Origin of the sequence: Spirosoma sp. KUDC1026 (genome assembly GCF_013375035.1) — a bacterium.
Classification (GTDB): Bacteria; Bacteroidota; Bacteroidia; order Cytophagales; family Spirosomataceae; genus Spirosoma.
Window position 1 is genome coordinate 4320675 of the sequence record NZ_CP056032.1, and the last position, 24336, is coordinate 4345010.

Consider the following 24336-nt stretch of genomic DNA (forward strand, 5'->3'; position numbering starts at 1 on the left):
GGATAATCCGCGTTGCGTGGGGGATTATTACGCAAAAAGGAGCCTTAAGGCTCCCTTCCTTAACCGGTTATTGGCCTGTTCAGAGCCGATCCAGAAACGATCGGAGCGCGTTTACTGAAGCTTCGGGCTGCTCGACCATGCTCAAGTGCCCGGCCTGGTCGATGAGCGCTAGATCAATCTGTTCGGATAAGTCGGCTAGTTGCTGGGTTTTCTCGCACGGAATTACCTGGTCTTCTTTTCCCAAAACCAGCCGCATCGGTACGGTAGCCTCACGCAAAATGTGTGTCCGGTCCGGGCGGCCCATGATAGCCGTCATCCCCACGGCCAGCGCATTGGCGGGCAGCGCCCGGTACTGATCAATGAGCGGTTCAATCTTTTCAGCCGGATAGGATGCCGCAACCATTTTGGGCATCTGCTTCTCGATGAACGGGGCGCTCCCCTGCTCTCTTAGCTCGCCAATTGTTTTTTGTCGCTGCTCTTTCCGTTCAGCCGTATCGGCGGTGGCAGTAGAATGATACAGCACCAGCCCAGCCACCAGCGCCGGATACCGTTCGGCAAATGCCAGTGCCATATAGCCGCCCATTGAGTGACCAACCAGCACGACGCGGTGGGCCTGCACAGTGCGCAGGTAATTCATCAGTTCTTCGGCATACCCCTCGATCGTTGTCCGGGTTGTCAGCCGGGAGAAATCAGGTTTGAGTACTGGCATGACCGATACCAAATCGGCGTCGATGCCGTTCCAGATGGACGCATCGACGCCGTGGCCATGAATGAGTACCAGTGTTAGTGGCTCAGTCATATTGATTACGTTACGCTAACAGATCAAGTAGAATCAGCACAATACCGACAACCAGTGCGATACCACCGATCACAACGCCCGCCCCGTTACCGATCAGCAGCAACAGCAGACCGGCAACCCCTACGATAATACCAATTGTCAGCATCGACTTGGCCATCGGTTTGGCTGGGTGCTCGGGAGCCAGTTTGTTTTTCACTTGTTTGTCCAGCCGCTTGGCTACCATTTTCTCCATCAGGCTGGCTTTTTTGGTCGAAGCCGCCGTAGCCAGTTTCTGGGCTGATACCGAGTTCAGCATCGTTTTGACACGCTCCATCCGCTTGGTCAGCTTCTTGTTCGACGCCAGTTTATTGTCGTTACGAACGTAGGCTTCTACTTCGTTCATGGTCGTTTTGGCCTGAGCCAGTTGGGCTTCTGCCTCAGCTACGGTCATGCCCGACGGACTCGATGCTGGTGCTGCAACGGCTACAGCGGGGGTTTCGACAACAACAGCTTCGGGTGCGGTTTCAACTACGGGCGTTGCAGCCGCTACAGTTGTCGTTGTTTTGTAATGTTCAACGGGTCCCCGCTGAAAATAGGCTACAGGACGGCTGCACGAAGCCATAACTACCAGCCCAAGCAGGGCGGCATACGCATGTTTGGAGAATGTCTGCATAATGATACGAGATGAAAAAATTAGATAAGTTTTATCCCAGAACCTGTCTATTGGCGTCTTTGTTGGGCAATACATGAAAAAAGTGGCGAAAACTTCATTTGTTCACTCACGAACAGCCGTTCACACGCTCGAATCGCCTGAACAAAAACGGAAAGCACTGGCGTGGCCGTCGGGCCGTCACCAGTGCTTTCCGTTTTTGTTCCGTTATCGACTACGACTCCAGGACGCCCAGCAGAATCAGAACGATACCGACAACTAAGAGTACCAGACCGATGATACCAATCGGCCCCGCGAACAGCAGGCTCAGGATCAGACCGATAGCACCGATGATGATACCGTTACGCACGTTCCGGCTTAACGCTTTTGCTTCTTCCGGAGCAACGTGGTTTTTAATTTTCTTATCCAGCTTTTTCATCACCATCCGCTCGGTGAATGACATTTTCTTCGCCGACGTAGCGCTGTTTGCTACCGATGCTTTCGTTTCTGCCGTAGCCAGCATTTCGTTAGCGCGCTCGATGCGTTTGGTCAGCTTCTTATTCGACGCCAGTTTACTGTCGTTACGAACATAAGCTTCAACCTGGCTCATAGCGGCTTTAGCCTGAGCAACCTGAGCCGCCTGGGTAACTTCCGGCGTAGTGGCCGCAGCTGTTTCTACCGCTGGCGTTTCAACAGCAACTGGCTGCGTAGCTTCCGTTGTGGTGGGAGCAATGGCTACAGTCTCCGTCTTTGGGGAGTGGAAGCGCTCAGCTTGTGAAGGCTGGAAATAGGCTACAGGACGGCTGCACGAAGAGAAAACAGCTACGCCCAGCAGGGCCGCACAGATTTGCTTGGAGATGGTGTTCATAAAGGGGGGATTTTAAATGATGGATTTGGTTACCATTGTCAACAACTCAAACCCTATCTGTTTGTTGGCAGTCAAATACAAATATTTTATTACGTATACCTGAAAACCTTAAGAATGAATACAGTAAGAAACCGTCCTGATACGTTCGAATGTCAATTTGGTCCGTATCAGAACAGTTTCATAAAAGAACTATGTATGTCAGAACTGGCTTAAAGCAGGCCAACCAGCAGCAGGATAGCCCCAACGATGAGCACAATCAAACCAATCGTTGCCGCTGTACCTGACGTCAGTAACAACAGCAGTAAACCGATCAGTACCAATACAGCGCCTGCTGACAGAGTGCCGGTGCTGATCATCGTTTTCTCCGGGTTCTGGGGGGCGAGCTGCTTGCTGATCTTCTTGTTCATTTTTTTCACCATCATCCGCTCCATCAGGCTGGCCTTCTTTGTCGACTTGACGTCAGTTGGCGCAGCGGTTGCTGCTTTGGCGGTAGCGGCTGCCATCATCGTGCGTACGCGGCTCAGGCGTTTCTGCACTTTTTTATCAGCCGCCAGTTCGGTGTTTTTGTTGATTGACGCTTCCAGCTGATCAACAGCGGCATTTGCCTGACTTACCTGCTGCGCAGGAGTTGCCGAATTTTCAGCTACAGCAACAGCAGGCGTTTCGGTTGCTTCAGTGGCAACAACTGGGGCTGGTGTAGCTTTCACTACGGGCGCCGTGGTGGCAAAACTCTCACGCGCGCTTTTTTGGAAATAGGCAACAGGACGGCTGCAGGAGGTGAACAAGGTCGTCATTAATAAACCAGCAACCAGATAGTTTGTACTGCTTTTCATAAAATCAGCTAATTAAGATGAATTAAAACATTGTCGATGGTGTAAACCGGCCCTCCTGACGTTTGTTAACTAATTCCCGAAAAAATCTGCTTTATGAAATAACAAAGCCCGGTTTTGTCTAAAACCGGGCTTTACTGTATCTTTTTATCAGGATGCTTATGCTACAGATCGTAGTTGGAACGAACTTGCTTTACCAAATTTTTCGCGGGCGTATTCCAGGCTAACGGTTAGTTCTTTCACCCCCGCCTGCGACGGTATTTCGAACATAGCATCGGTGATAATGGACTCACAGATCGACCGCAGTCCCCGTGCTCCCAGCCCGTACAACAGCGCCTGATCAACAATGTAATTCAGCGCGCTTGTGTCCCAGTGCAGCGTAACGCCTTCCATCTGGAATAGTTTGTCGTACTGCTTCGTAATGGCGTTTTTTGGTTCGGTCAGAATCTTCATCAGCGCGTCCTTGTCCAGCGGCTCCAGATGGGTCAGCACGGGTAGCCGGCCAATCAGCTCGGGAATCAGCCCGAACGATTTGAGATCAAGCGCCGAGATGTACCGCATCAGGTGCTCTTTCTCGAAGCTGTCGTTCAGCCTGCGATCGCCGGAGAAACCAATTGGGCGGGTATTAATCCGCTTGGCAATGTGCCGGTCGACACCGTCAAAAGCCCCCCCGCAGATAAATAGGATATTTTCGGTGTTGATCGAGATCAGCCGCTGATCCGGGTGTTTACGTCCGCCCTGGGGTGGTACGTTCACCACCGAGCCTTCAAGCAGTTTCAGCAGCGCCTGCTGAACACCCTCGCCACTCACGTCGCGTGTGATGCTGGGGTTATCCGACTTCCGGGCAATTTTGTCGATCTCGTCAATATACACAATGCCCCGCTCGGCCGCTTCGACGTTGTAATCAGCCGCCTGTAGCAGTCGGGTCAGGATCGTTTCCACGTCTTCGCCCACATAGCCCGCTTCCGTAATAACGGTAGCATCGGCAATACAGAACGGAACTTCCAGAATTTTGGCGATGGACCGGGCCAGGTACGTTTTTCCAGTACCCGTTTCCCCGACCATGATGATGTTTGATTTTTCAATCGTTACGTCATCCTCCGTCTTGGCCTGCATTAACCGCTTGTAATGGTTATATACGGCGACCGTGATGGTTTTCTTTGCGTCGTCCTGACCAATAACGTATTGATCGAGATGTCGCTTCATATCAATGGGCTTGATGAGCTTAATATCAATCGGCGTCGCGTCGGCCGTCTTTTGCGGGCGCATCTCGTCCATCACCACCTGGTGGCCCTGCTCGATGCAGTGATTGCAGATGTGCGCGTCGATCCCCGACAGGAGCAGCATCACCTCGTTTTTGCGTCGTCCACAGAACGAGCAACTGATTTGTGGCATGTAGGTTTGCAGTGTAGTTGAGCGGGTTATTGATGATGCAAATCTCTGAATCAGCATCAACGTTGGTTAACGGATAGATTAGTGGCTTTGTTGACCCAAACACGTATAATCAGGGTCATTTGTGAGGATATTGCCCCCCTGCTTTAACAAATTTATCATTCGGCAGGGAGTTCGCCAAACTGTAAACGCGCCTTCAGCGATGCAATTGAGTAATGGGTATAAAAAAACGCGAAGGCGTACTGCCTTCGCGTTTCATCAAAACGTCAGTTGGGAATTGTCGGATTGACTAAACTAACTTTTCCCGACGCAGTACTTCATCAATCAGACCGTATTCTTTCGCTTCTTCGGCACGCATCCATTTGTCGCGGTCCGAATCACGTTCGATCTCTTCAACGGTTTTACCCGAGTGCATCGCCAGGATTTCGTATAATTCAACGCGCAGCTTCACAATCTCACGGGCGGTGATCTCAATATCGACCGACTGACCCTGTGCACCACCCGACGGCTGGTGAATCATGACGCGGGCGTGGGGCAACGCCGACCGTTTGCCGGGAGCACCACCCGCCAGCAGGACAGCACCCATCGACGCGGCCAGACTCGTGCAGACCGTGGCTACGTCCGGACGAACGTATTGCATGGTATCGTAAATACCCAGACCCGCGTAGACCGAACCGCCAGGGCTGTTCAGGTACATCAGGATGTCTTTGCGTGGGTCAGCCGATTCCAGGAACAGCAACTGCGCTACGATGATGTTAGCGATGTTGTCATCCACGGGCAGCCCCATGAAAATAATCCGGTCGGCCATCAGGCGCGAGAACACGTCAACTTCCCGGAAGTTCATCGGCCGTTCTTCAATGACCGAACGGGTCATGTTTTCGACAGTGTGGTTCATGTAGCCATCGACGGTCAGACCGTTCAGGCCCATATGGTGTACGGCGTACTTGCGAAATTCTTTTTCGTAATTCATCATTGGGTTCACTCTTTAGTTAGCAAACGAATAACGCTTGGTGTAAGTTTCGAGAATCCTTTCGGTACAAATTTGCGTTATCCTCCCGAAAAACCTTGTCGGTTCTGGTTTAGATTTTATCGTACTTACTTGATATGAAGACATCCATCGCAGAAAAAATACGCCTGAATCGACTACAGCGCGGTTTATCGCAGGAAAACATGGCCTCGCTGCTCCATCTGTCCACCACGGCCTACGGCGATATCGAGCGCGGCAAAACTGATCTGACCATCGCCCGGCTCACCCAAATCGCTGATGCACTGGACAGTTCACTCCTGACCCTGCTGACAGACGAAGCTATTCCCGCCCAGGTCGTCGATGAGAAGTTTGTCGACCTGACTAACCACGAACTCGAAACGCTCCGGCTCATCAACGAGAAGCAGCAGATCGAACTGGACAAGCTCCGTCTGGAAGCCGACTACTGGAAGCGGAAGTACGACGAACGGATCGCTTTCGAGCTGGCCCGCGCCATGGGCGTCGAACAGAAACGCGAGCGGATCGGGTTTTAGCACCTACCAACGAAAGCAATCAGGCTATCGTCTATATTTGACTTTCATTCATTTCTTACCGGGAGCAATGCTCTTTACGCATACATGAACGAACAGAGTAAACAGTTTTTGTACCAGTACCTCAACAATGCCTCCCCCACCGGCTTCGAATCGTCGGGGCAGCAGATCTGGCTGGATTACCTCAAACCTTACATTGACGAATACATTGTCGATACGTACGGTACGGCAGTTGGTGTCGTCAAAGGCTCGTCGGATTACAAAGTCGTCATCGAAGCCCACTCCGATGAGATCTCGTGGTTCGTGAACTACATTTCCGACGATGGCTACCTGTTCGTGCGTCGGAACGGTGGTTCCGATGCGGTCATTGCGCCATCGATGCGGGTTAATCTGCATACGAAGAAGGGCGTTGTCGAAGGCGTTTTCGGCTGGCCAGCCATTCACGTCCGCGACCTGACGAAAGACACGGCCCCTAAAGTGACCGACCTGTTTATCGATGTGGGCGCGGCTACTAAGCAGGAAGTTCTGGATATGGGTATTCACGTTGGAACAGTCTGCACCTTTGTGGATGGCTTGACGGAGATGAACAACCGCTACTACGTGGGTCGCGCACTCGACAACCGCATGGGTGGGTTCATGATCGCCGAAGTAGCCCGGTTGTTGAAAGAAAACAACGTAACGCTGCCCTTCACGCTGTACGTCGTCAATGCCGTACAGGAAGAAATCGGTCTGCGTGGTGCCGAGATGATTGCCCGGCGGCTTAAACCCGATCTGGCGATCTGTACCGACGTAACGCACGACACCCAGTCGCCGAAGTACGACAAGAAAGAACAGGGCGATTTGAAATGTGGCGACGGTCCGGTATTGTGCTACGGTCCGGCGGTACAGAACAACGTGCTCGACTTCCTCATCAACGTAGCCGAAACGAACGGAATTGCGTTCCAGCGGCAGGCCGTGAGCCGGTCGACCGGCACCGACACCGACGCTTTCGCCTACGCTACCGAAGGCGTTGCTTCAGCGCTGATTTCGCTGCCACTGAAATACATGCACACCACTGTCGAAACGGTGCACATGGACGACGTCCAGAACGTCATCAAGCTTATGTACGAAACACTACTGGCGCTGCAAGGCAACGAAGATTTCCGGTATATCAAGTAGTTGGCAATAAACGAATTGCTATTTTCCTGCCCGACAACCTCATTAAGTTGTCGGGCAGTTTTGCTTTTCCTTCAACGGCCAATCACGGCAAAGCTTTCCTTACTAAGCGTGCTGCTGGCGCAATGGGTTCCAGACGTCCCAGTGAGCAGTCAGCTACGGAAATCGAGCAATTGATAAAATAGAAAAACCGCCTTACTGACCTCTTTCAACAAAGAGCAATAAGGCGGTCGTTATTCATCAATGCTTACTTACCCATTCCGGCGGAAACCACCGCCCTGGGCGCCTGACCCGCGGTTGCCCCGACCCCGTTGCTGGAATGGGTCGCTGGGGGGCGTAACACCCGCACCAAACCGGCGTAAGTTATACACGAAGCTAATCATGAAGTAGCGGTTCAGGACCCGGCTCCGCACTTCTTCGGTGTACGTATCAGTTACGTTGCGCACGATGCTCTGATTCTGATTCAGCAAGTCAAACGCCTGCAAGCGCAGCTCACCCTGTTTCTGCTTGAACAACTGCTTCGCCAGCGTGGCGTTCCAGAGGGTGTACGATTGATTAAAGCTGGCTGAACTGCCACCGTAGTGGTTATAGTACACATCCGTCGAGAAGGTGAATCCGCCCGGTAGTTGGTAAAACATATCCAGCGTAACGGTCTGGTTCAGGAAGGTCGTGTTCTGCTGGGGTTGCAGCGAATAGCGCGCCGTCTGCCAGTTGATGTTGGCCCCCAGGTTTAGATCCAGTTTCTCCGAGAAGTTGGAACTGAGTCGCACGCCCTGTCCCACCAGCCAGTTGGTAGCCTGGTTAGACTGGTTGTTGACAAAACTTGTTCCCTGGTTATAGGTCAGGTTCGTATTTAGGTTAATGTTCGTTTTCTGCGTACCGATCTGAACCGGCTGGCCTAGCACAAACGATCCGTTGACGGTGTAATATCCGTCCGTATTAACCGGCGTGGTTGTCTGAGCCCCGTTTGCCGCGAACGCCGTTGAGTTGACGATCTTGTTATTAGTCCGGCTGGCGTTGATGAATACGAACATATTCCGGAATGTAGCCGAATTGAACCGGTTGAAGTTCAGATTGATACTATGGCTGTACTCGGGCTGCAGGGCAGGGTTACCGTTCCGAATATTCAGTGGATTGGTATTATCTGGCACTGGCTGTAACTGCGTTACTGACGGCGCGTTGATCCGGGTGCGGTAGTTGATCCGCAGGGTCCGCTGCTTGCCGAAATTGTACGTAAACAGCGCATTGGGCAGGATATTATTGAACGTCCGATTAATTCGAATCTCCCTACTCAGGTTATCCGAGTTCAGGCTGGACTGCTGGGCATCGACCCCAAACGCGTAGTTGTACTTCAGCCGCCGGGTTTGCCAGGTTAGCCCGCCCCGGTTCGTGACGAAGTCGTTGATGAAGTTATTGGTCAGCTGAGTGTTCACCAGGTCGTACTGGTTTGTCAGCGCGTTGAAATCATTGACTACCCGGTTCGACGTATTGTGGTTGTTCGACAGATTGTAGTGAAACTCCAGCGTCTGACGCATCGACAGGGGTTCGGTGTAGCTGACGTTAATCGTGTTGGTCATCGAGTTTGTCACCTGATCGTTCCGCTGGTTGATCGTCTGCGTAATGACGCCCGTTAGCGAATCACGCGTAATGACGCCGGATGTCAGGCTGGTCGAGGAGCCATTGAACTGATTCAGCGCCCGGTTGATCCCGCTGTTATCCTGGTCGTTCATCGCGATGTTCCAGTTCACCGAGAACGTCCGCCCTTTCTTCCGGAATTTTCGCAAAAACAGCAACGAGTTATTCCCGTTAAAACCGTTTCCGTTTGAGTTATAATTCGTCTGGCTGGAGTTGGCCAGTACGCCTTCGTTCGTCAGCGTCCGGGTCGAACTCTGGTTCATGTAGCTGGAGTTCAGCCACGACAGATTCGGAATAACCCGCAGAGTCGTCAGCGAGTCGATCCGGTAATCGAGCCGGAGGTTCACCCGGTGGTTGGTATTGGTATTATCCGAGCCGTTCGTTTGATCGCGGATAAAGCCCGCATCCGACCGGATCGATGTACCCGCCGTCCCACTAGGGATTACGTTCTCGCGGTGACTCTGCTGATCGGTCAGGGTGTTGGTGTTGCTGACGTTGTAGCTGCTTACTACGTCAATTTTTTTGCCCCAGCCGTCGCGGTAATTTATTCCTCCCGCCCAAGACGATGTTATGGCGTTGCTTCCTACCTGGCCTGCGCCGTTGCCGCCCCCGCCCCCCGCGCCACCGCGCACCAGGTTACTGCCACCTCCGCCCCCGCGTCCCTGACCGGCACCGCCGAAGTTATTTCCCAGACCCAGATCCTGGGCCGTAAATCCCTGCTGGTTGATGTTATTGGCCATGCCCAGCGCCGAAATCTGCCGCCCGTCGTTAAACTGGTTCAGACTGATCCGGCCTGAGTAGCGCGTATTGTCACCGGGTTTAGGCCCGGCTCCAATGGTTTGTTGCCCGAACGAGCCTTTCCGCTTGTCCCGTTTGGTGGTTATATTGATCGTTTTTTCACGGTCGCCGTCGTCAACGCCCGAAAAGGTCGACTGTTCCGACGTCTGATCGAACAATTGTACTTTGTCAATAATATCGGCGGGCAGGTTCCGGGTAGCCATTTTGGCGTCATTGCCGAAAAACGGCTTGCCGTCAACCAGTACTTTCGTCACCGACTGCCCCTGCGCCTTTACGTTGCCGTCGCGGTCCACTTCAACGCCCGGTAGCTTTTTGAGCAATTCCTCTACCTGGGCGTTCGGCCGGGTTTTGAACGAGCCCGCGTTAAATTCCAGCGTATCGCCTTTAACGGCAATGGGTGCCCGCTCGCCCTGTACCGACACCTCCGTCAGCGTCTGCGACTGGCCTACCAGATCGATGGTACCGGCATTAGCCGTCAGATCGTTGGCAGTCAGCGACACCCGCCGGGCCCGGCTTTGGTACCCCAGATACGAAATCAGGATTCGGTACTGCCCCACCGCCACTTTAGGGAATGTAAATTTTCCGTCGCCATCAGTAATCCCGAAGTTGACCAGCGACGAATCACGAGCCGAAAGCAGCGAGACCGATGCTTCCATCAGTGGCTTGCGGGTCAGTGAGTCGACGACGGCCCCACTGATCGAGCCGGTTTGCGCCTGTGCGACCGTCACACAGCACATCAGTAAACATCCCAGAAAAAAAGTCAGCAGACGCATAATTGATTAGTTTCTTCCCGCTCCGTTAAACGGCATATTTTGCATCATCCGCTGCCGGAAATCGGCCATGGCTTTCCGACGAAGCTGTTCCATCTCTTCCGACGACACCGTCTTCGCGTCTTTAGGTGGCTGAATCGACGCGTCGGCAACCGCTTCCATTGATACGTTGGTAGCCTTATACGATTCATTGTCTGACTCGATCAGCAGTACAACCCCCTTGGGTGGTGTCAGATCGGCGACGGGCGAATAGGTTAAAGGCAGGTCGGTTGTGTACCAGATCGTGTAGGGCATTTTGCGGTGCGTAGCCGTTGCTTTATGGCATACGTAACCCGCTATTTTCTTGGTCTTGTCGCTGTCTTTCCAGTCAGTTGCGGCAGGCAGCGGTTTGGCCGTCATGTACGTCTGGGCCGTAGAATCTTTTTTCAACGTCATCACCTCGATACGTTGCCGATTGGCCAGATCCAGGTAGGTCTGCTGCTCCATTGGGAAGTTCATCTGCCGGTTTCGGCCCCGATTCCTGCCCTCATTGTCACCAGCCGGAGCTCCGGCCGGTGGGCCACCTGCCCCTTCCGCGCCACCGGGACTGCCGTCACCCATCTGCCGCCGGAACATCATACCCGGTTGCCGATCACGTTCTTCCTTCGCCAGGTTACCGGCAAATACCAGCTTTTGCGTAAACGAGATCGTTTCGGGCATACCTTCCGGCGCATCAGCGCTACCAGGGCTCACTTCCCGGCCGTTTATGACCATCCGCATCTGCGAACGATCGATTTGGCGCATGCCTTCGTACGTAATTTTACCCGAAACGGGCGACTGCGCGTATACTGTCGAACTAACTAGCCCGACGATACCGACGATATAGCTGTAGTATTTCATGCCGAAAGGAGTGAATTGGTTTGTAAACGTTGCATTAATTTACCAACTCCTCGACAAGATTTAGCTGGAATGGCCCCAAATAGTGGTTAAACGCCTTTTTTCTGCGGTCAAACGGTTGCTATGTAATCCACTCCTTTGCTGGGGGCTATACGCAACTTGCTCGTGGTTGCGTCCCTGCGTTAATTTTAGGAACTTGCAAAAAGAAATCGCCTGTCAGCCGTCATGATCACGGACATTTCCCAGCTTGATCCAAAGGGTACATATACTTACGCAGACTACCTGAAATGGCAGTTCGATGAAAGCGTCGAATTGATCCGGGGTAAACTCTTCCGCATGTCACCCGCCCCCAAGCGGGCGCACCAGCGAGCAGTAAGTCATCTTCTGGTTGACATCAGCGTCTATTTTGGCGAAACGACCTGCGAAATCTACACTGCCCCTTTTGACGTCCGGCTGCCCATTCGGAATGAAAAGAAACCAAATCAACTACATACGGTCGTTCAGCCAGATCTGTGTGTGATTTGCGACCCGGCCAAGCTGGACGATGCAGGTTGCCTGGGTGCGCCGGACTGGGTTATCGAGATTACGTCTCCGCGAACGACCAAGCAGGATTTCAATGAGAAATATTACCTCTACGAAGAAGCTGGTGTCCGCGAATACTGGATCATTCAACCCAAAGAAAATACCGTAAACGTTTACGTACTTGAGAATGGTAAGTATGCGCTCGTTGATGTGTATGAGTCGGGCGATATCCCCTGCCAGATTTTCCCGGACCTGACTATTTCGCACGCACGAATTTTCCGCTAGATGAACGTACTGCCCACTGATCACTCGCTTTCCATAGCGTCCGTCAATCTGATTTTGTTTGCCGCCCGCCAGCAGGGCGTTGATACCGACGCGATGATTCAGACCGTTGGCATCCGACCCGAGCAGTTGCGCGACCCGGATGGGCGCGTGGCGATCCGGCAGATGCAGGCGCTCTGGCGGGAGATCATCGCGCAGACCGGTGATCCAAACCTGTCGTTACGCCTGGGCGAGATGATTAACCCGGTGGCGGTGGGCGTACTGGCCTACGTGATGATGCACAGCCCGACGCTGGGGCAGGCGTTCGAGAAACTGTGCCAGTATCAGGACATTGTCTGCGATGGCAGCCGCACGTCGGGGAGGCAGGTTGGCGATCAGTTCTGGTTGTCGCTGCATATCACCAGCCCCGACATTATCTACCCAGACTACGTATTCAATTCAGAACTCTCTATTTATCTGTCGGCCATGCGGGCGATGACGGGTCTGCCGGTTGCCGCGCAGGAAATCCGACTGGCCTATCCGAGACCCACCAACATAGAGGAGCACGAACGAGTTTTTGCTCCCGCCCGGCTGATTTTCGATGCCGACGAAACCGTGATGGTGCTGGATGCTTCGCTGCTTACTACGCCCGTTCTAAACGCTAGCCCGAGCCTGTTTGCCATGTTTGAGAACCATGCAGAGGAACTGTTACGCCGGTTGCAAACCCCGACCCTCAGCGCGCGTGTCCGGGCCGAAATTCTGCGGCTCATGAAGGGCGAAGAACCGACGCTGGCCACCGTTGCCGACCGGCTTGCACTGGGCGTTCGCACGCTGCAACTCCATCTGAAAGCCGAAGGCACTACGTATCAGCACTTGCTGGATGAGATCCGGAAAGAGATGGCGATCCGGCACATCCGCGAATGTAACCTTAGTACCACCGATATTGCCTATCTATTAGGATTCACCGAACCCAGCGTCTTTTTCCGGGCGTTCAAAAAGTGGACTGGTCAAACGCCGGGCGCTTACCGGACTGTGATGATCTGAAAACCCTCAGCGACAGTTTCGATCAACGCAAAGGCGAATAGCGGTCATCCGCATAAAATTTCTTCGACAGAGAATACCCTAGATAGCGCCCAGGTCATATTTATACATTTGGGCGAATTCAGCAAACGTCCGGGGTTCCTGACCCGTCAGCCGTTTCACCTCCCCCGTTGTATCGATGCTATAGCCACCAGCAATTACCGCATACTGAGCCAGCAACGCATTGCTGAGCCAGTCACTTAATTCAGACGCCATCATGGCCCGGTGCATCTGATCAACCGATAAAGGTGTTTCCCGAATTGGCAACTCCAGGGCTACGGAAAGATGAGCAACAACATCCCCGGTTGATAGTGACTCCGGTCCTGTGAGGTAATAAATAGCCCCGTGGTGGGTGTCTTCGGTAAGTACATGCCTGGCTACCAACGCAACATCCCGCAGGTCGATGTAGCTCGTCTGACCATCGCCCATGATGTGGGGCATCACACCCATCGACAGCGCCATCGCCGACTCGATAAAGTTCTGCATGAACCCCGACGGACGCAGGATCGTCCAACCGATCGGCTTACTGCGCAGGTAGTGATCGATTTCGGCGTGGGCTCTCGCCCAGGGTACGCGGGTTGTTAGGTTCGAATCGGCCGCCGACACCTTTACGATATGCTGGATGCCGGCTTCTAGCGCCAGATCAATCGTTTGTTTTTCCCACTGCACCTGCTGAGGATCGGTCGGACTCAACAAAAACAAGCGATCACACTCCTGCATGGCCTGACGCAGGCTTTCCGGATCGTCAAAGTCGCCAATTACCGCTTGTAGGCCCATCTGCCTATAGGTGGCTACCTGTTCCTCCTGCCGGCACATCGCGCGCGCCGGTACGTTGTCCTGGACTAAAAGCTGGCAAAGTTCACGGCCAATATTTCCGGTGGCTCCGGTCACAAGAATCATACGTAGCTGGTTTGATCAGAAAATCAACGGGTCAATACGGCTCGGTCGATACGGGCAATTGCCCTTGTTATCAACTCCGAGTTATTCCTCTGTTGGCGTCCTGCTTTAAGAGTATGTTCTGAAACCAGGATACCCGCGGCTTTCTCTACCGCTAACGGACATACCATTTGACCAGCATAAAGGTAGGTTCATTAAGGACATTTACCCGTCATTCCTGCCAAACAACTGATATTACAGGCTTCGCTGGATTGCAATACCACTTATAGCGTTCCCGAACTGGTGTGTTTGAAGCTGTCCAAATATTTCAGGCCATACCCCAGTGCCCGGTCCATGGCTGAGTGTGCCACCAGAATGATCCCCGTCAGCATTATTGCCTGACTCCCCATCGCTACGCCCGCCAGCCCGATCAGCAGTCCGACAGCCTTGTGGTGGACACTGTTGTAGACGACAGCCCCAACCGCCGGATTGACTACGTAACCAACCATACTCAGGTCGGGCAGCAGCAGGAGCGCCGGGAAGTACCACCAGGCAAAATTCAGGTAGGAGAACGCGTATACACAAATCAGGAACAGGGCAGCCTCTTCCAGTTTTAATAACGTTTTCATGGTTGTGAGTTGGATGGTAGTAGGTTAATTGAAAACTACAGGTTTGGACTTTACGGCAGGGGTAAACGACATTTTCAGCCGGTTCTCCGCGAACCAGGTCAGCGTTTCGGTCAGGGCCGTATCCAGTGGCGTTTCGCGAAAGTCGGGAAACGTAGTGCGGACTTTAGTGTCATCCAGCACGACGGTACCGCCCCATAGATAAAGCATTTCATTGACCTCCCGCATCAGGGGCGAGAAAATACCAAACACCTGAAACAACAGCCGGGGATAGACGCGAACGGGCAGCGGCTTGCCTACCAGCGTACTGATCCGGCCAAACAGCGAGCGCATGGACGGCACCGTTTCCCCCCCGTAATTCCAGACCTCGTACGGCTTGGTCTGCCCATGTAACATCAGCCGAACGATGATCTCGGCGGCATCCTTGGTATAGACCAGCTGGTGGGGAATATCGACGTTCACAAACCCGTTCACAGTTTTTCCCTTCAGCGCGTTTTCGTAGATCGGCGCGACGCCCGCGTTCAGGACATTTGGCCCCCAGAAATCCGGCAGCCGAACATTCAGCACCTGACACGTACCCGCTTCGGCGGCCTGCTCCAGCATGGCTTCCAGCTCAACCCGCAGTTGCCCTTTCCGGCTGATCGGCGCGGGCGTACTGTTTTCCCGAATGGGCGTAGTCGTATTGCCAAAGTTGTAGACATTACCGGGAAAAACGATTGTAGCATGGTTTATTGCCGCAGCGTTGATCACCTTGCGGGTGACGGTATCCATATTCCCGAACCACTTGTCGTATGGGTAGTTGATACCATGGAAAATATGCGTTTTGCCGACGGCAAGCTCATTAAGCAACGTAGCGTCCTGCGCGTCACCTTCGATAATAGTCAGCGTTGGGGCGTCGGGGAACAGCGCTTCCGCTTTGGCGCGGTCGCGTACGAGGATGGTAACGGGAATCTGCCGGGCCAGTAGGTTGGCGGTGACGGCGTAACCGATGCTGCCGGTAGCGCCCAGGACGAGGGTATTCAGTGTTGTGCTCATAGCGAAAGTGCTTTGATTAGTACACAACAAAGGTCCGGCAAGTTGATTGGTCAGTCGATGACGTAGTACGCAAACCGACTGACCAATTACGAAAATTACTTGACCAGCTTTTTCACATCGAGCACCCGAATCTTATTCTGCTCGGCTTTTTGTAGAGTCTCGGGCGTATAGTTCGACAGGCGGACGTTCTCCTGCATGTCGGCCCGTTTCTGGATGTGCTGCTCCAGATACCGGTCCAGGTGCTTGCCCTCCAGCCCATAGCTGAAAAATAGCGACACGCGCTCGCCCTGCTGTTCACGGAACAGGAAATCGGGCAGGCGATTCTCCAGACCCACGTGCAGCGGCAGGTTGTTGAGGACTTTCATCCGACGGGCGTTACCGCTGTGCAGCGTCCGCATGTTCCAGACGACAATGTCGCCCGCGCGGGTATCGGCAAAGACATCGGCCCCGTCGGCAGTGTCGTGGCTACCGGCTTTGAAACGAATGCCGCCACTGTACGTATCGTGGTCCTGAAGGTAGATACCGAAACGAATCAGCGGGTATGAACCATCCCAGTCGGCCCCTTGGCCGAACTGATACCGGTCGATGTTATCGCGGTGGAAACCGCGCGTTCCCGTACCGATCTGGTACGTACTGTCGGAGAAATAAACGGGCGTATCGCCCAGTATATCGGTCGCAATTTCGACGATGCGCGGATCATAGATCACCCAACCCAGGCCGTCTTTGCTCAATAGATCACCTTTTACCGAAGCGGCCTGCTTGACCTGAGCGACCAGACCGCGCTCTTTTTGCAGGTCGCGGTGCCGGTAAGCGGCCTGCCGTAAGCTGGCGACTTCTTCGGGGGTAAATACGTTCCGAACGATGAGATACCCTTGCTTTTCAAACTGTTCCCGGCGTGTCATGACTGCCTTGCTAACTCTGGTTAATACAGTACAAAAATACCAATTATTGGTTGATCGCCGACAGATCTGTTATAGTAGCCACCCGTGCCATATCAATCCAGAACGACGGGTATGATTTAGCCACCACGCCCGGCTCGTCAATGATGATTTCCCGCTGCATGGCAACCGGCGCAAAGGCCATCGCCATCCGGTGATCATCGTACGTATCAATCTGCGGTACGGTATCGGTGCTTGCATCGGCGCGTTTCCGAACCTCGTAGCGATGGTTAGTTTCAACCTCAACCAGCTCGGCACCAAGTTTTTGTAATTCAGCCTGTAAAGCCGCCACCCGATCCGTTTCTTTAATTTTCAGGCTCTCGATACCCGTCAGCGTCAACGGAACACCTAGGACACCAGCGGCTACGGCTACGGTCTGGGCCAGATCGGGGCAGTTGGTGAAGTCCCAGCTCAGCGACGCTTCCGTCGGACGCTTCGTCAGCCGGACACCCGTTTCAGTAAACGTACTCTCGACACCCAGGGGACGCATAATATCAACAATAGCACTGTCGCCCTGCAATGACTTTTCTTTCAGGCCCAGCAGGTCGATCGTAGCCGATTCATCCTGCGCCAGGGCTAGCACGCTGTACCAGTAACTCGCACCCGACCAGTCGGATTCAATCTGATACGACTTCCCGACGTAGGGTGATGGCGATACGGTAATCGTCTTGGCGTCCCAATCAGCTACTACGTCAGCCCCAAAGTAGATCATCTGCGCCATCGTCATTTCGATGTACGGCCGTGACCCGATAGCGCCCGTCAGCTGGAGCGTCAGTCCCTGGGGCAACGTAGCGCCCACCATCAGCAGCGCCGAAATGTACTGGCTGCTCACATCACCACGAATAGACACCTGATTGACGCCCGAAGCCGTGAAGCCATTGAGCTGCATCGGTGGGTATCCATCATTTTTCAGGTACGTAATATCACCACCCAGCGTCCGCAACGCATCGACCAGCATACCGATGGGCCGCTCACACATCCGGGGGGTGCCGGTCATGATTTTATGCTGTCCCGTTACGGTAAAGTAGGCCGTCAGGAACCGCATGGTCGTACCCGCGTCCAGCACATCGGCCGTCGTCAGCTCACCGGCCGGACTCTGGCGATCAGCCTGTAACAGACGGATCATGGTCTGCGTATCGCGGGCGGTAGACAGGTTTTTCAGGTCACACTGAAAGCCCGACAGGGCATCGATCAGCAACGCCCGGTTGCTTTCACTTTTGGAAGAAGCCAGCGGAATTTCGGCCTGTACAGGCTCGGCGGAGGGAGTTAAGCGAACAGCATTCAAGAGACGAAACAGGCAGGGGATTAGCACCAAACCATGCACAAAAAAACAAAAAAGCGCTTAGATTTCGGTCATACTTCGCTTATTCAATCAGACCAGCGTTTCGTTTTACCCATGCTCCAGTTCATTCATGCGACCGTCTTTACCGGCGATCAGTGGCTTACCAACGCAACGGTGCGCGTTGCCAAGGGCCGAATTCAGGACGTATTGACCAGTAGTGACCCAGCCGACGCAACAGACGAGACGATTGATCTGGCCGGCGATTATCTGGTTCCGGGCTTGGTCGATTTGCAGCTGTACGGCGGTTCAAACCTGTTTCTGAACGACCAGCCCACCCCCGATACAGTCCGGCATATCTACGCGAGCCACGTCAAAAACGGCACGACTACCCTCCTGCCCACAATCCATTCGACTTCGCTCGAAATCATGCAGCAGTCGATGGCGGCCGTGCAGACGGTTCGGCAGGAAAATCCATTCGGTGTGCCGGGCATCCACATTGAAGGCCCGTATTTTAATCCTATTAAGCGCGGAGCCCACAGCTCGGCTTACGTCCGGAAGCCAACCGAGGCTGAACTGGAAACGCTATTCAGTGCCAACGCCGACGCGATCCGAATTCTGACGCTGGCCCCGGAAATGTTTACGTCCGAGCAGCTTCAGTTGCTTTTTTCGTTAAAACACGCCAACACGCGCCTATCGCTGGGGCATAGCAACGCTACGTATGCCCAGGCAACGGACGCGCTCAATTCAGGCCAGATCCCCCTGGCGACGCACCTTTATAACGCCATGCGCGGGTTTGAAAGCCGGGAGCCGGGCATCGTGGGCGCGGTTTTCGATCACGATACGGTACACGCCAGCATCATTGCCGACGGCTATCATTGCGATCCGGCCACGATCCGTATTGCCCGGAAACTGCTGGGCGACCGACTTTTCCTGATTTCAGACGCCCTGTTCGCCAATACGCCCGGTCTGGATGGACCCCGCCCCGATTTCAGCCTGGGCGAGTTCATCGTTCATTTCGAACCCGATCCCGCCGGACCGGGGCGCTACGTGAACAACGAAGGTAAGCTGGCGGGCTCGGCCCTGACCCTGATTGACTGCGTGCGCGTCTGCGTTGAGAAAGCCGGAATTCCGCTGACTGATGCCCTGCGCATGGCCACGACCATTCCGGCAACGGTTATTGGTATGGGTGACCAGATCGGAAAAATTCAGCCAGACTACGTCGCCAACCTGGTTCGGCTTAGCCCGGCGCTGACCGTTAAAACCGTCTGGCAAATAGGCGACGAGCTGACCGCCTAAATACAAACATCCCCATCCGAAACGTAGCCACGTCACTCGAATGGGGATGTTTGAACTCTAGCAAAGCTGATAACTGCACGGTACTGTTTTTGTCGTTCCGACAAAAGACCAGAGTTTATGTCTGCTTGTATTACTCCATTACCAGCGTACCCAGTGCTTCTTTGCTGAAGCCTTTCAGCTCGTCGGTACGACCGGTTTTAATTTTAGCAACCCAGTTTGGATCGGCCAGGATTGGGCGGCCTACGCCTACCAGATCAAAATCACCGCGGTCCAGGCGCCGGGTCAGTTCGTCGAGTGAGCTTGGCTGCGAGCTTTCACCGGCGAAGGCACCGAAGAAGTCGCCCGACAATCCTACTGAACCTACTGTAATCGTTGGCGTTCCGGTCAGTTTTTTGGCCCAGCCCGCAAAGTTCAGGTCAGACCCCTCGAACTCGGGTTCCCAGAATCGGCGCTGCGAGCAATGCAGAATATCCACACCCGCGTCCACAAGCGGCTGTAACCACGCTTCCATTTCCTGGGGCGTACTGGCCAGCTTGTACGTATAATTCGACGGCTTGAACTGCGACAGTCGAATGATCACGGCAAAATCGTTGCCCACCTGTTTCCGTACTTCTTTGATTACGTCCGTGGCGAAGCGGGTCCGCTCGGCCAGGGTTTTTCCGCCATAGCCGTCGGCACGTAGGTTCGTATCTTCCCAGAAAAACTGGTCGATCAGGTACCCATGGGCACCGTGCAGCTCCAGGCAGTCAAAACCGGCCGCTTTAGCGTCGGCAGCAGCTTTCCCAAACGCCAGGATCGTTTCTTCAATGTCCTTGTCGGTCATAGTCGATCCGTTGGTGTTACCGGGCCGGTTTAGTCCCGACGGCCCTTCGAACGGCACGGGCGGTACCCAACCGGAATGGTGGTTATCCATGATGCCCATGTGCCAGATCTGCGGCCCCATCTGCCCACCAGCAGTATGGACGCTGTCGATGACGCGCTTCCAGCCCGCCAGCGCTTCCTCACCATAAAAATGCGGTACGTTGGCGTCGTTGGATGCTGAAGGTCGGTCGATGACGGTTCCTTCCGACAGGATCAGACCGACTTCACCTTCCGCGCGTTTTTGGTAGTACTTAGCGACATCGGCGGTGGGTACACCGTTGGGCGAAAATGAGCGCGTCATCGGCGCCATGACAATACGGTTCTTCAGATTCAGCGTTTTTAACTGAAACGGTTGAAACAAACTTTGGGTACTCATATGGTTTACTAGTTGGATTATAAATTCTTTGCGATCAACTCACTCAATTGTTCAAACGCGGCTTCATTGCGCCGGTAATAGGTCCATTGCCCCCGCCGGGTCGCTTTGATCAGACCAGCCCGTTGCAGGATGGAGAGGTATTCAGAAACAGTCGACTGGGTTAGACCGGCCTTCGCCTGCAGTTGCCCCACACAGACGCCGTGCTCATAGCCAAATTCCTTCTGACCGGGAAAATTCTCTTCCGGTGCCCGAAGCCAATCCAGTATGTCCAGCCGCGCCTTGTTCGCCAATGCTTTGAAGATGTCTACCTGCTCCTGTTTCATCGTGTGAGTATATCGACTTTTACCGATATACCGAATTCCAGATATAAAAGTTCACTCAAGTAGGCAAATGGGCGATAAGCACAGGCAGGGCGAACGTTGGGTATTTAATTACCTGCACCCAAAACGAAGGAATACTAAGACCTGAAATAAGGATGGTATAAAAACAGAGAGCCGGTTGACACTAAGGTCAACCGGCTCTCTGTAACACGAAGCAGTAATATCTCCTAAAGCAAAGTATCCCAGAGCAGGTATAGATTCAACGTAATGATCACGACGGCAACGAGCCAGGAGAGCGATTTCATCCAGGCCGGATTGACGAACGGACCCATTTTAACTTTATCACAAGTAAACTTCACCAGCGGCACCACCGCGAAACTGAGCTGGAGCGACAGGATAACCTGACTTAGCACTAGTAGTTCAGAAGTCCCCTGTTCGCCGTACAGAATGGCAACAACCAGCGCCGGCACCACGGCTACCAGCCGGGTGATCAGCCGCCGTAGCCATGGCTTGATTTGTAAGTGTAGGAATCCTTCCATCACGATCTGTCCTGCCAGCGTACCCGTCAGCGTTGAATTTTGCCCCGACGCCAGCAAGGCCACCGCGAACAGAATTCCCGCCATCTTCACGCCCAGAATGGGTTCGAGCAGGTGATACGCATCCGTAATATCCGCTACCTGCTGGTTGCCGGTCGTGTGAAAGGCCGCTGCCGCCAGGATCAGAATAGCCGCGTTGATAAAAAACGCCAGAAATAAGGAAACGGTCGAGTCGATAGTGGCAAACTTGATCGCTGATTTACGTCCTGCATTATCGCGGCCGAAATCACGCGTCTGTACGATACTGGAATGCAGATACAGATTATGCGGCATCACCGTAGCACCTAGAATCCCAATGGCGATATAGAGCATCCCCGGATTCGTCACAATTTCGGGGCGGGGCAGCAGGCCGTCGACGATATCCCGAACGGAGGGTTGTGACACCAGCAACTCATACCCGAAACAGGCAACGATCAGGAAAATCAGACTGGCGACGATGCGCTCAATGAGTTGAAAGCCTTTGTTCTGCAAGAACAGCAGGAGCAGCACATCGAGTACGGTAATCAGAATACCTATCGTCAGCGGTAGGCCAAACAGCAGATTCAGGGCAATAGCCGAGCCTATGACTTCGGCCAGGTCGGTAGCCGCAATAGCGATTTCGGCCAGCAGCCACAAACCAAAAGCTACCGGATGGCTATAGTGATCCCGGCAGGCCTGCGCCAGATCGCGTCCTGTAGCGATCCCTAATTTTAGGGCCAGGTGCTGCAACAGGATGGCGAATAAGTTCGAAATAAGTACTACGGATAACAGCCGGTAACCAAACTGCGCTCCGCCCGCAATGTCTGTTGCCCAGTTGCCGGGGTCCATATAGCCAACCGCAACCATCAGGCCGGGTCCGAGATACGCTTTGAGCGTTTTAAAGAAACCCGCGCCCACCGGTACCTGCACTGAACTATGCACATCGGCCAGCGAATTAGTCTCGTTATGCTGTCGCCAGCCTTTCTGCTCTGTATCCATTAGCATCATATCATACACAGTCGCTTACGTACCGCTTCTGCTTTAACGCTACAAACCTATGCATTGTTGAATAAATTTTTAGACAAGTCTAAAAATTTAGAAAGTTTAACATAAAAATTACCTTTGCGGTCAAACTGTTTCCTCCTGTTCAGTCGTTTTGACAGAGTACGTTGTCGGCATGCATTCATTCACAGAAGAAAATTACCTGAAGACGATCTATTATCTCGCCAGCCGACAGGAAGGCGAGGTAAGCACAAATGCCCTGGCCGAAATGACGGCAACCAAGGCAGCTTCGGTGACGGATATGCTGCGAAAGCTGGCGGACAAACAGTTGATCCATTATAAAAAATACCAGGGTGTCCGGCTCACCGCCGAAGGAGAACGGCTGGCGCTGCAGGTCATCCGTCGGCACCGGCTCTGGGAGGTTTTCCTGGTCGAGAAACTAGGGTTTGGCTGGGATGCGATTCACGAGATTGCCGAAGAACTAGAGCACGTTCGTTCCGACGAGCTCGTTACGCGGCTCGATGCGTTCCTGGGTCAGCCGCAGTTCGACCCGCACGGCGATCCTATCCCAACGCCGGCCGGGCAGATGCCGGAGACTGGTTACCGAAAATTATCGGAAGCCACAGCCGGTGAATGTGTACGGCTGATGGCAGTACTGGAGCACTCGACCGAATTTCTGCAGCACCTCGACCGCTGCGATCTGTCCCTCGGCTGCACGGTTACCGTCACCGAAATCAGTACGTTCGATAAATCCTTGCTCATCCATCTGGCCAGCAACCAACCCGTTTTTGTCAGCGCCGACGTTGCCCGAAACCTACTGGTCAGTTAAGCCGCCTTTCCTGAAACCTGCCCCGGCAGATTCACAAACAACTAATGAAGATTTTAGACTGGTATATTTTAAAGCGCTTCCTGCAGACGTACATTTTTGTGGTGCTGGTCATTGTGCTGGTGGTTGTGATGATTGACTATACCGAGAAGATTGACAACTTCCACAAAAACAACGCCCCCACCGACCGGATTCTGTGGGACTATTACCTGAATTTCATTCCCTACTGGGCCAATTACATCAGTCCGCTGATGGTCTTTATCGCGACGGTATTTCTGACCTCCCGGCTGGCTGCCCGTACCGAAGTTATTGCCATGCTGAGCAGCGGCATCAGCTTTATCCGGCTGCTGTTTCCTTACGTGCTGGGCGCATCGGTGTTGGCCGTGCTGACTTATTTCATGGTCAACTACGTGATTCCCCGCGCCAACAAAACCCGGATTGCGTTCGAGGTGCAGTATATCAACGATGCATACACGTACTCCGGCCGTAATGTCCACATCAAGATTGCGCCGAATACCTACGCCTATCTGGAAAGCTACAACAACCAGAGCAACACGGGTTATCGGTTTACGCTGGAGAAAGTCGAGGGGAATCAGCTAAAGCAGAAGCTGGCAGCCGACCGGATCGAGTGGAACGCCAAGAAAAAGAAATGGACCATCCGCGACTACAAAGTTCGCACCATCAATGGTCTCCAGGAAACATTGACGTCGGGCACCGAAATCGACACCACGCTGAACCTGAAGCCTGATGATTTCAGCTCAGATTTCAACCTGTACGAGACCTTCACCCGCCCCGAACTGAACCGCCACATCGACTTGCTGCGGAGCCGCGGAGCTGACGGCCTGGAAACGTACCTACTTGAAAAATACAGCCGCGACACCCGCCCTTTCGCCATCATCATTCTGACGGTGATTGGTGTGATTATGTCGGCCCGCAAGAGTCGGCGGGGCGTGGGCTGGCAGGTGGCGCTGGGATTCTTTCTGGCGTTTGCTTACCTGTTGTTCTTTATGCTCGCCAAAGGCATCGCCGAATCCGGCAATCTGAATCCCATTGTTGCCGTCTGGCTGCCAAACCTTATTTTTGCGGGCATCGGGGTACTGTTGTATAATACGATACCTAGATAAAGAGCGAAAGAATGAAAGAGTGAAAGAGCGAAAGGCATACAGGATAACTTCTCTCTTTCTCTTCACTTCGGCGCTTCGCTCTTTCTGTCTT

General features: G+C 53.6%; 23 protein-coding genes. 7 read left to right on the forward strand and 16 right to left on the reverse strand.

Going from position 1 to position 24336, the window contains the following annotated elements; genetic code table 11:
- Positions 1-79: 79 nt before the first annotated feature.
- From HU175_RS18055 to HU175_RS18080, 6 genes are all read right to left on the reverse strand, one after another.
- Positions 80-799 carry an alpha/beta fold hydrolase gene (locus tag HU175_RS18055; RefSeq protein WP_176567915.1) on the reverse strand — a complete coding sequence of 240 codons (720 nt, stop codon included), beginning with the start codon at positions 797-799 and terminating at the stop codon, positions 80-82.
- A gap of 10 nt (positions 800-809) precedes the next feature.
- Positions 810-1451 (reverse strand): hypothetical protein, encoded by a 642-nt coding sequence (locus HU175_RS18060; RefSeq protein WP_176567916.1) that lies wholly within the window; start codon positions 1449-1451, stop codon positions 810-812.
- A gap of 211 nt (positions 1452-1662) precedes the next feature.
- Positions 1663-2295, reverse strand: coding sequence for a hypothetical protein (locus HU175_RS18065; RefSeq protein ID WP_176567917.1), 633 nt, complete (start codon positions 2293-2295; stop codon positions 1663-1665).
- Between the two features lie 209 nt (positions 2296-2504).
- On the reverse strand, positions 2505-3128 hold the full coding sequence (locus HU175_RS18070) for a hypothetical protein (protein WP_176567918.1): 624 nt from the start codon (positions 3126-3128) through the stop codon (positions 2505-2507).
- Between the two features lie 156 nt (positions 3129-3284).
- Positions 3285-4520: an ATP-dependent Clp protease ATP-binding subunit ClpX gene (clpX, locus tag HU175_RS18075; RefSeq protein WP_176567919.1), complete on the reverse strand. Its 1236-nt coding sequence runs from the start codon at positions 4518-4520 to the stop codon at positions 3285-3287.
- 286 nt (positions 4521-4806) lie between these two features.
- Entirely contained in the window at positions 4807-5487 is a 681-nt protein-coding gene (locus HU175_RS18080; RefSeq protein ID WP_228724433.1) for a ClpP family protease, read from the reverse strand.
- A 134-nt stretch (positions 5488-5621) separates the two neighbouring features.
- Here HU175_RS18080 and HU175_RS18085 point away from each other — a divergent pair, with 134 nt between their 5' ends.
- Together HU175_RS18085 and HU175_RS18090 are read left to right on the forward strand one after the other, a co-directional pair.
- Entirely contained in the window at positions 5622-6035 is a 414-nt protein-coding gene (locus HU175_RS18085) for a helix-turn-helix domain-containing protein (protein ID WP_176567920.1), read from the forward strand.
- Positions 6036-6119: 84 nt separating this feature from the next.
- Positions 6120-7190 (forward strand): M42 family metallopeptidase, encoded by a 1071-nt coding sequence (locus tag HU175_RS18090; RefSeq protein ID WP_176567921.1) that lies wholly within the window; start codon positions 6120-6122, stop codon positions 7188-7190.
- 248 nt (positions 7191-7438) lie between these two features.
- Here the strand turns inward: HU175_RS18090 and HU175_RS18095 are convergent, their stop codons facing one another.
- Both HU175_RS18095 and HU175_RS18100 read right to left on the reverse strand, forming a co-directional pair.
- Positions 7439-10357: an outer membrane beta-barrel family protein gene (locus tag HU175_RS18095; RefSeq protein ID WP_410528605.1), complete on the reverse strand. Its 2919-nt coding sequence runs from the start codon at positions 10355-10357 to the stop codon at positions 7439-7441.
- Between the two features lie 42 nt (positions 10358-10399).
- Positions 10400-11269, reverse strand: a complete 870-nt coding sequence (locus tag HU175_RS18100; RefSeq protein WP_176567923.1) for a GLPGLI family protein — start codon at positions 11267-11269, stop codon at positions 10400-10402.
- A 222-nt stretch (positions 11270-11491) separates the two neighbouring features.
- On the opposite strand from HU175_RS18100, the gene HU175_RS18105 reads away from it, so the two are divergent.
- The gene (locus tag HU175_RS18105) at positions 11492-12073 is read left to right on the forward strand and encodes a Uma2 family endonuclease (RefSeq protein WP_176567924.1); all 582 of its coding nucleotides are present in this window, start codon (positions 11492-11494) and stop codon (positions 12071-12073) included.
- Positions 12074-13093, forward strand: coding sequence for an AraC family transcriptional regulator (locus HU175_RS18110; RefSeq protein ID WP_228724199.1), 1020 nt, complete (start codon positions 12074-12076; stop codon positions 13091-13093). It begins immediately after the preceding gene.
- Positions 13094-13171: 78 nt separating this feature from the next.
- On the opposite strand, the gene HU175_RS18115 is transcribed toward HU175_RS18110, so the two are convergent.
- From HU175_RS18115 to HU175_RS18135, 5 genes are all read right to left on the reverse strand, one after another.
- Positions 13172-14029: an SDR family oxidoreductase gene (locus HU175_RS18115; RefSeq protein WP_176567925.1), complete on the reverse strand. Its 858-nt coding sequence runs from the start codon at positions 14027-14029 to the stop codon at positions 13172-13174.
- 260 nt (positions 14030-14289) lie between these two features.
- On the reverse strand, positions 14290-14634 hold the full coding sequence (locus HU175_RS18120; RefSeq protein ID WP_176567926.1) for a DUF4260 domain-containing protein: 345 nt from the start codon (positions 14632-14634) through the stop codon (positions 14290-14292).
- A 24-nt stretch (positions 14635-14658) separates the two neighbouring features.
- Positions 14659-15666: an NAD-dependent epimerase/dehydratase family protein gene (locus tag HU175_RS18125; RefSeq protein WP_176567927.1), complete on the reverse strand. Its 1008-nt coding sequence runs from the start codon at positions 15664-15666 to the stop codon at positions 14659-14661.
- Positions 15667-15761: 95 nt separating this feature from the next.
- Positions 15762-16568, reverse strand: coding sequence for a phytanoyl-CoA dioxygenase family protein (locus HU175_RS18130; RefSeq protein WP_176567928.1), 807 nt, complete (start codon positions 16566-16568; stop codon positions 15762-15764).
- Between the two features lie 43 nt (positions 16569-16611).
- Entirely contained in the window at positions 16612-17889 is a 1278-nt protein-coding gene (locus tag HU175_RS18135) for a 3-phosphoshikimate 1-carboxyvinyltransferase (protein ID WP_176567929.1), read from the reverse strand.
- 111 nt (positions 17890-18000) lie between these two features.
- Here HU175_RS18135 and nagA point away from each other — a divergent pair, with 111 nt between their 5' ends.
- A complete protein-coding gene (nagA, locus tag HU175_RS18140) occupies positions 18001-19182 on the forward strand; it encodes an N-acetylglucosamine-6-phosphate deacetylase (protein WP_176567930.1) in 1182 nt (393 codons plus the stop codon).
- A 130-nt stretch (positions 19183-19312) separates the two neighbouring features.
- On the opposite strand, the gene HU175_RS18145 is transcribed toward nagA, so the two are convergent.
- The 3 genes from HU175_RS18145 to HU175_RS18155 form a co-directional block, all read right to left on the reverse strand.
- The gene (locus HU175_RS18145) at positions 19313-20419 is read right to left on the reverse strand and encodes an NADH:flavin oxidoreductase (RefSeq protein ID WP_176567931.1); all 1107 of its coding nucleotides are present in this window, start codon (positions 20417-20419) and stop codon (positions 19313-19315) included.
- Between the two features lie 17 nt (positions 20420-20436).
- Positions 20437-20742: an ArsR/SmtB family transcription factor gene (locus HU175_RS18150; RefSeq protein WP_176567932.1), complete on the reverse strand. Its 306-nt coding sequence runs from the start codon at positions 20740-20742 to the stop codon at positions 20437-20439.
- Positions 20743-20966: 224 nt separating this feature from the next.
- Entirely contained in the window at positions 20967-22292 is a 1326-nt protein-coding gene (locus tag HU175_RS18155) for an Nramp family divalent metal transporter (RefSeq protein WP_228724434.1), read from the reverse strand.
- 178 nt (positions 22293-22470) lie between these two features.
- On the opposite strand from HU175_RS18155, the gene HU175_RS18160 reads away from it, so the two are divergent.
- Both HU175_RS18160 and HU175_RS18165 read left to right on the forward strand, forming a co-directional pair.
- Complete coding sequence (locus tag HU175_RS18160) at positions 22471-23124, forward strand: metal-dependent transcriptional regulator (protein WP_176567934.1); 654 nt, start codon at positions 22471-22473, stop codon at positions 23122-23124.
- Between the two features lie 44 nt (positions 23125-23168).
- Positions 23169-24245, forward strand: coding sequence for an LptF/LptG family permease (locus HU175_RS18165; protein WP_176567935.1), 1077 nt, complete (start codon positions 23169-23171; stop codon positions 24243-24245).
- Positions 24246-24336 lie beyond the last annotated feature (91 nt).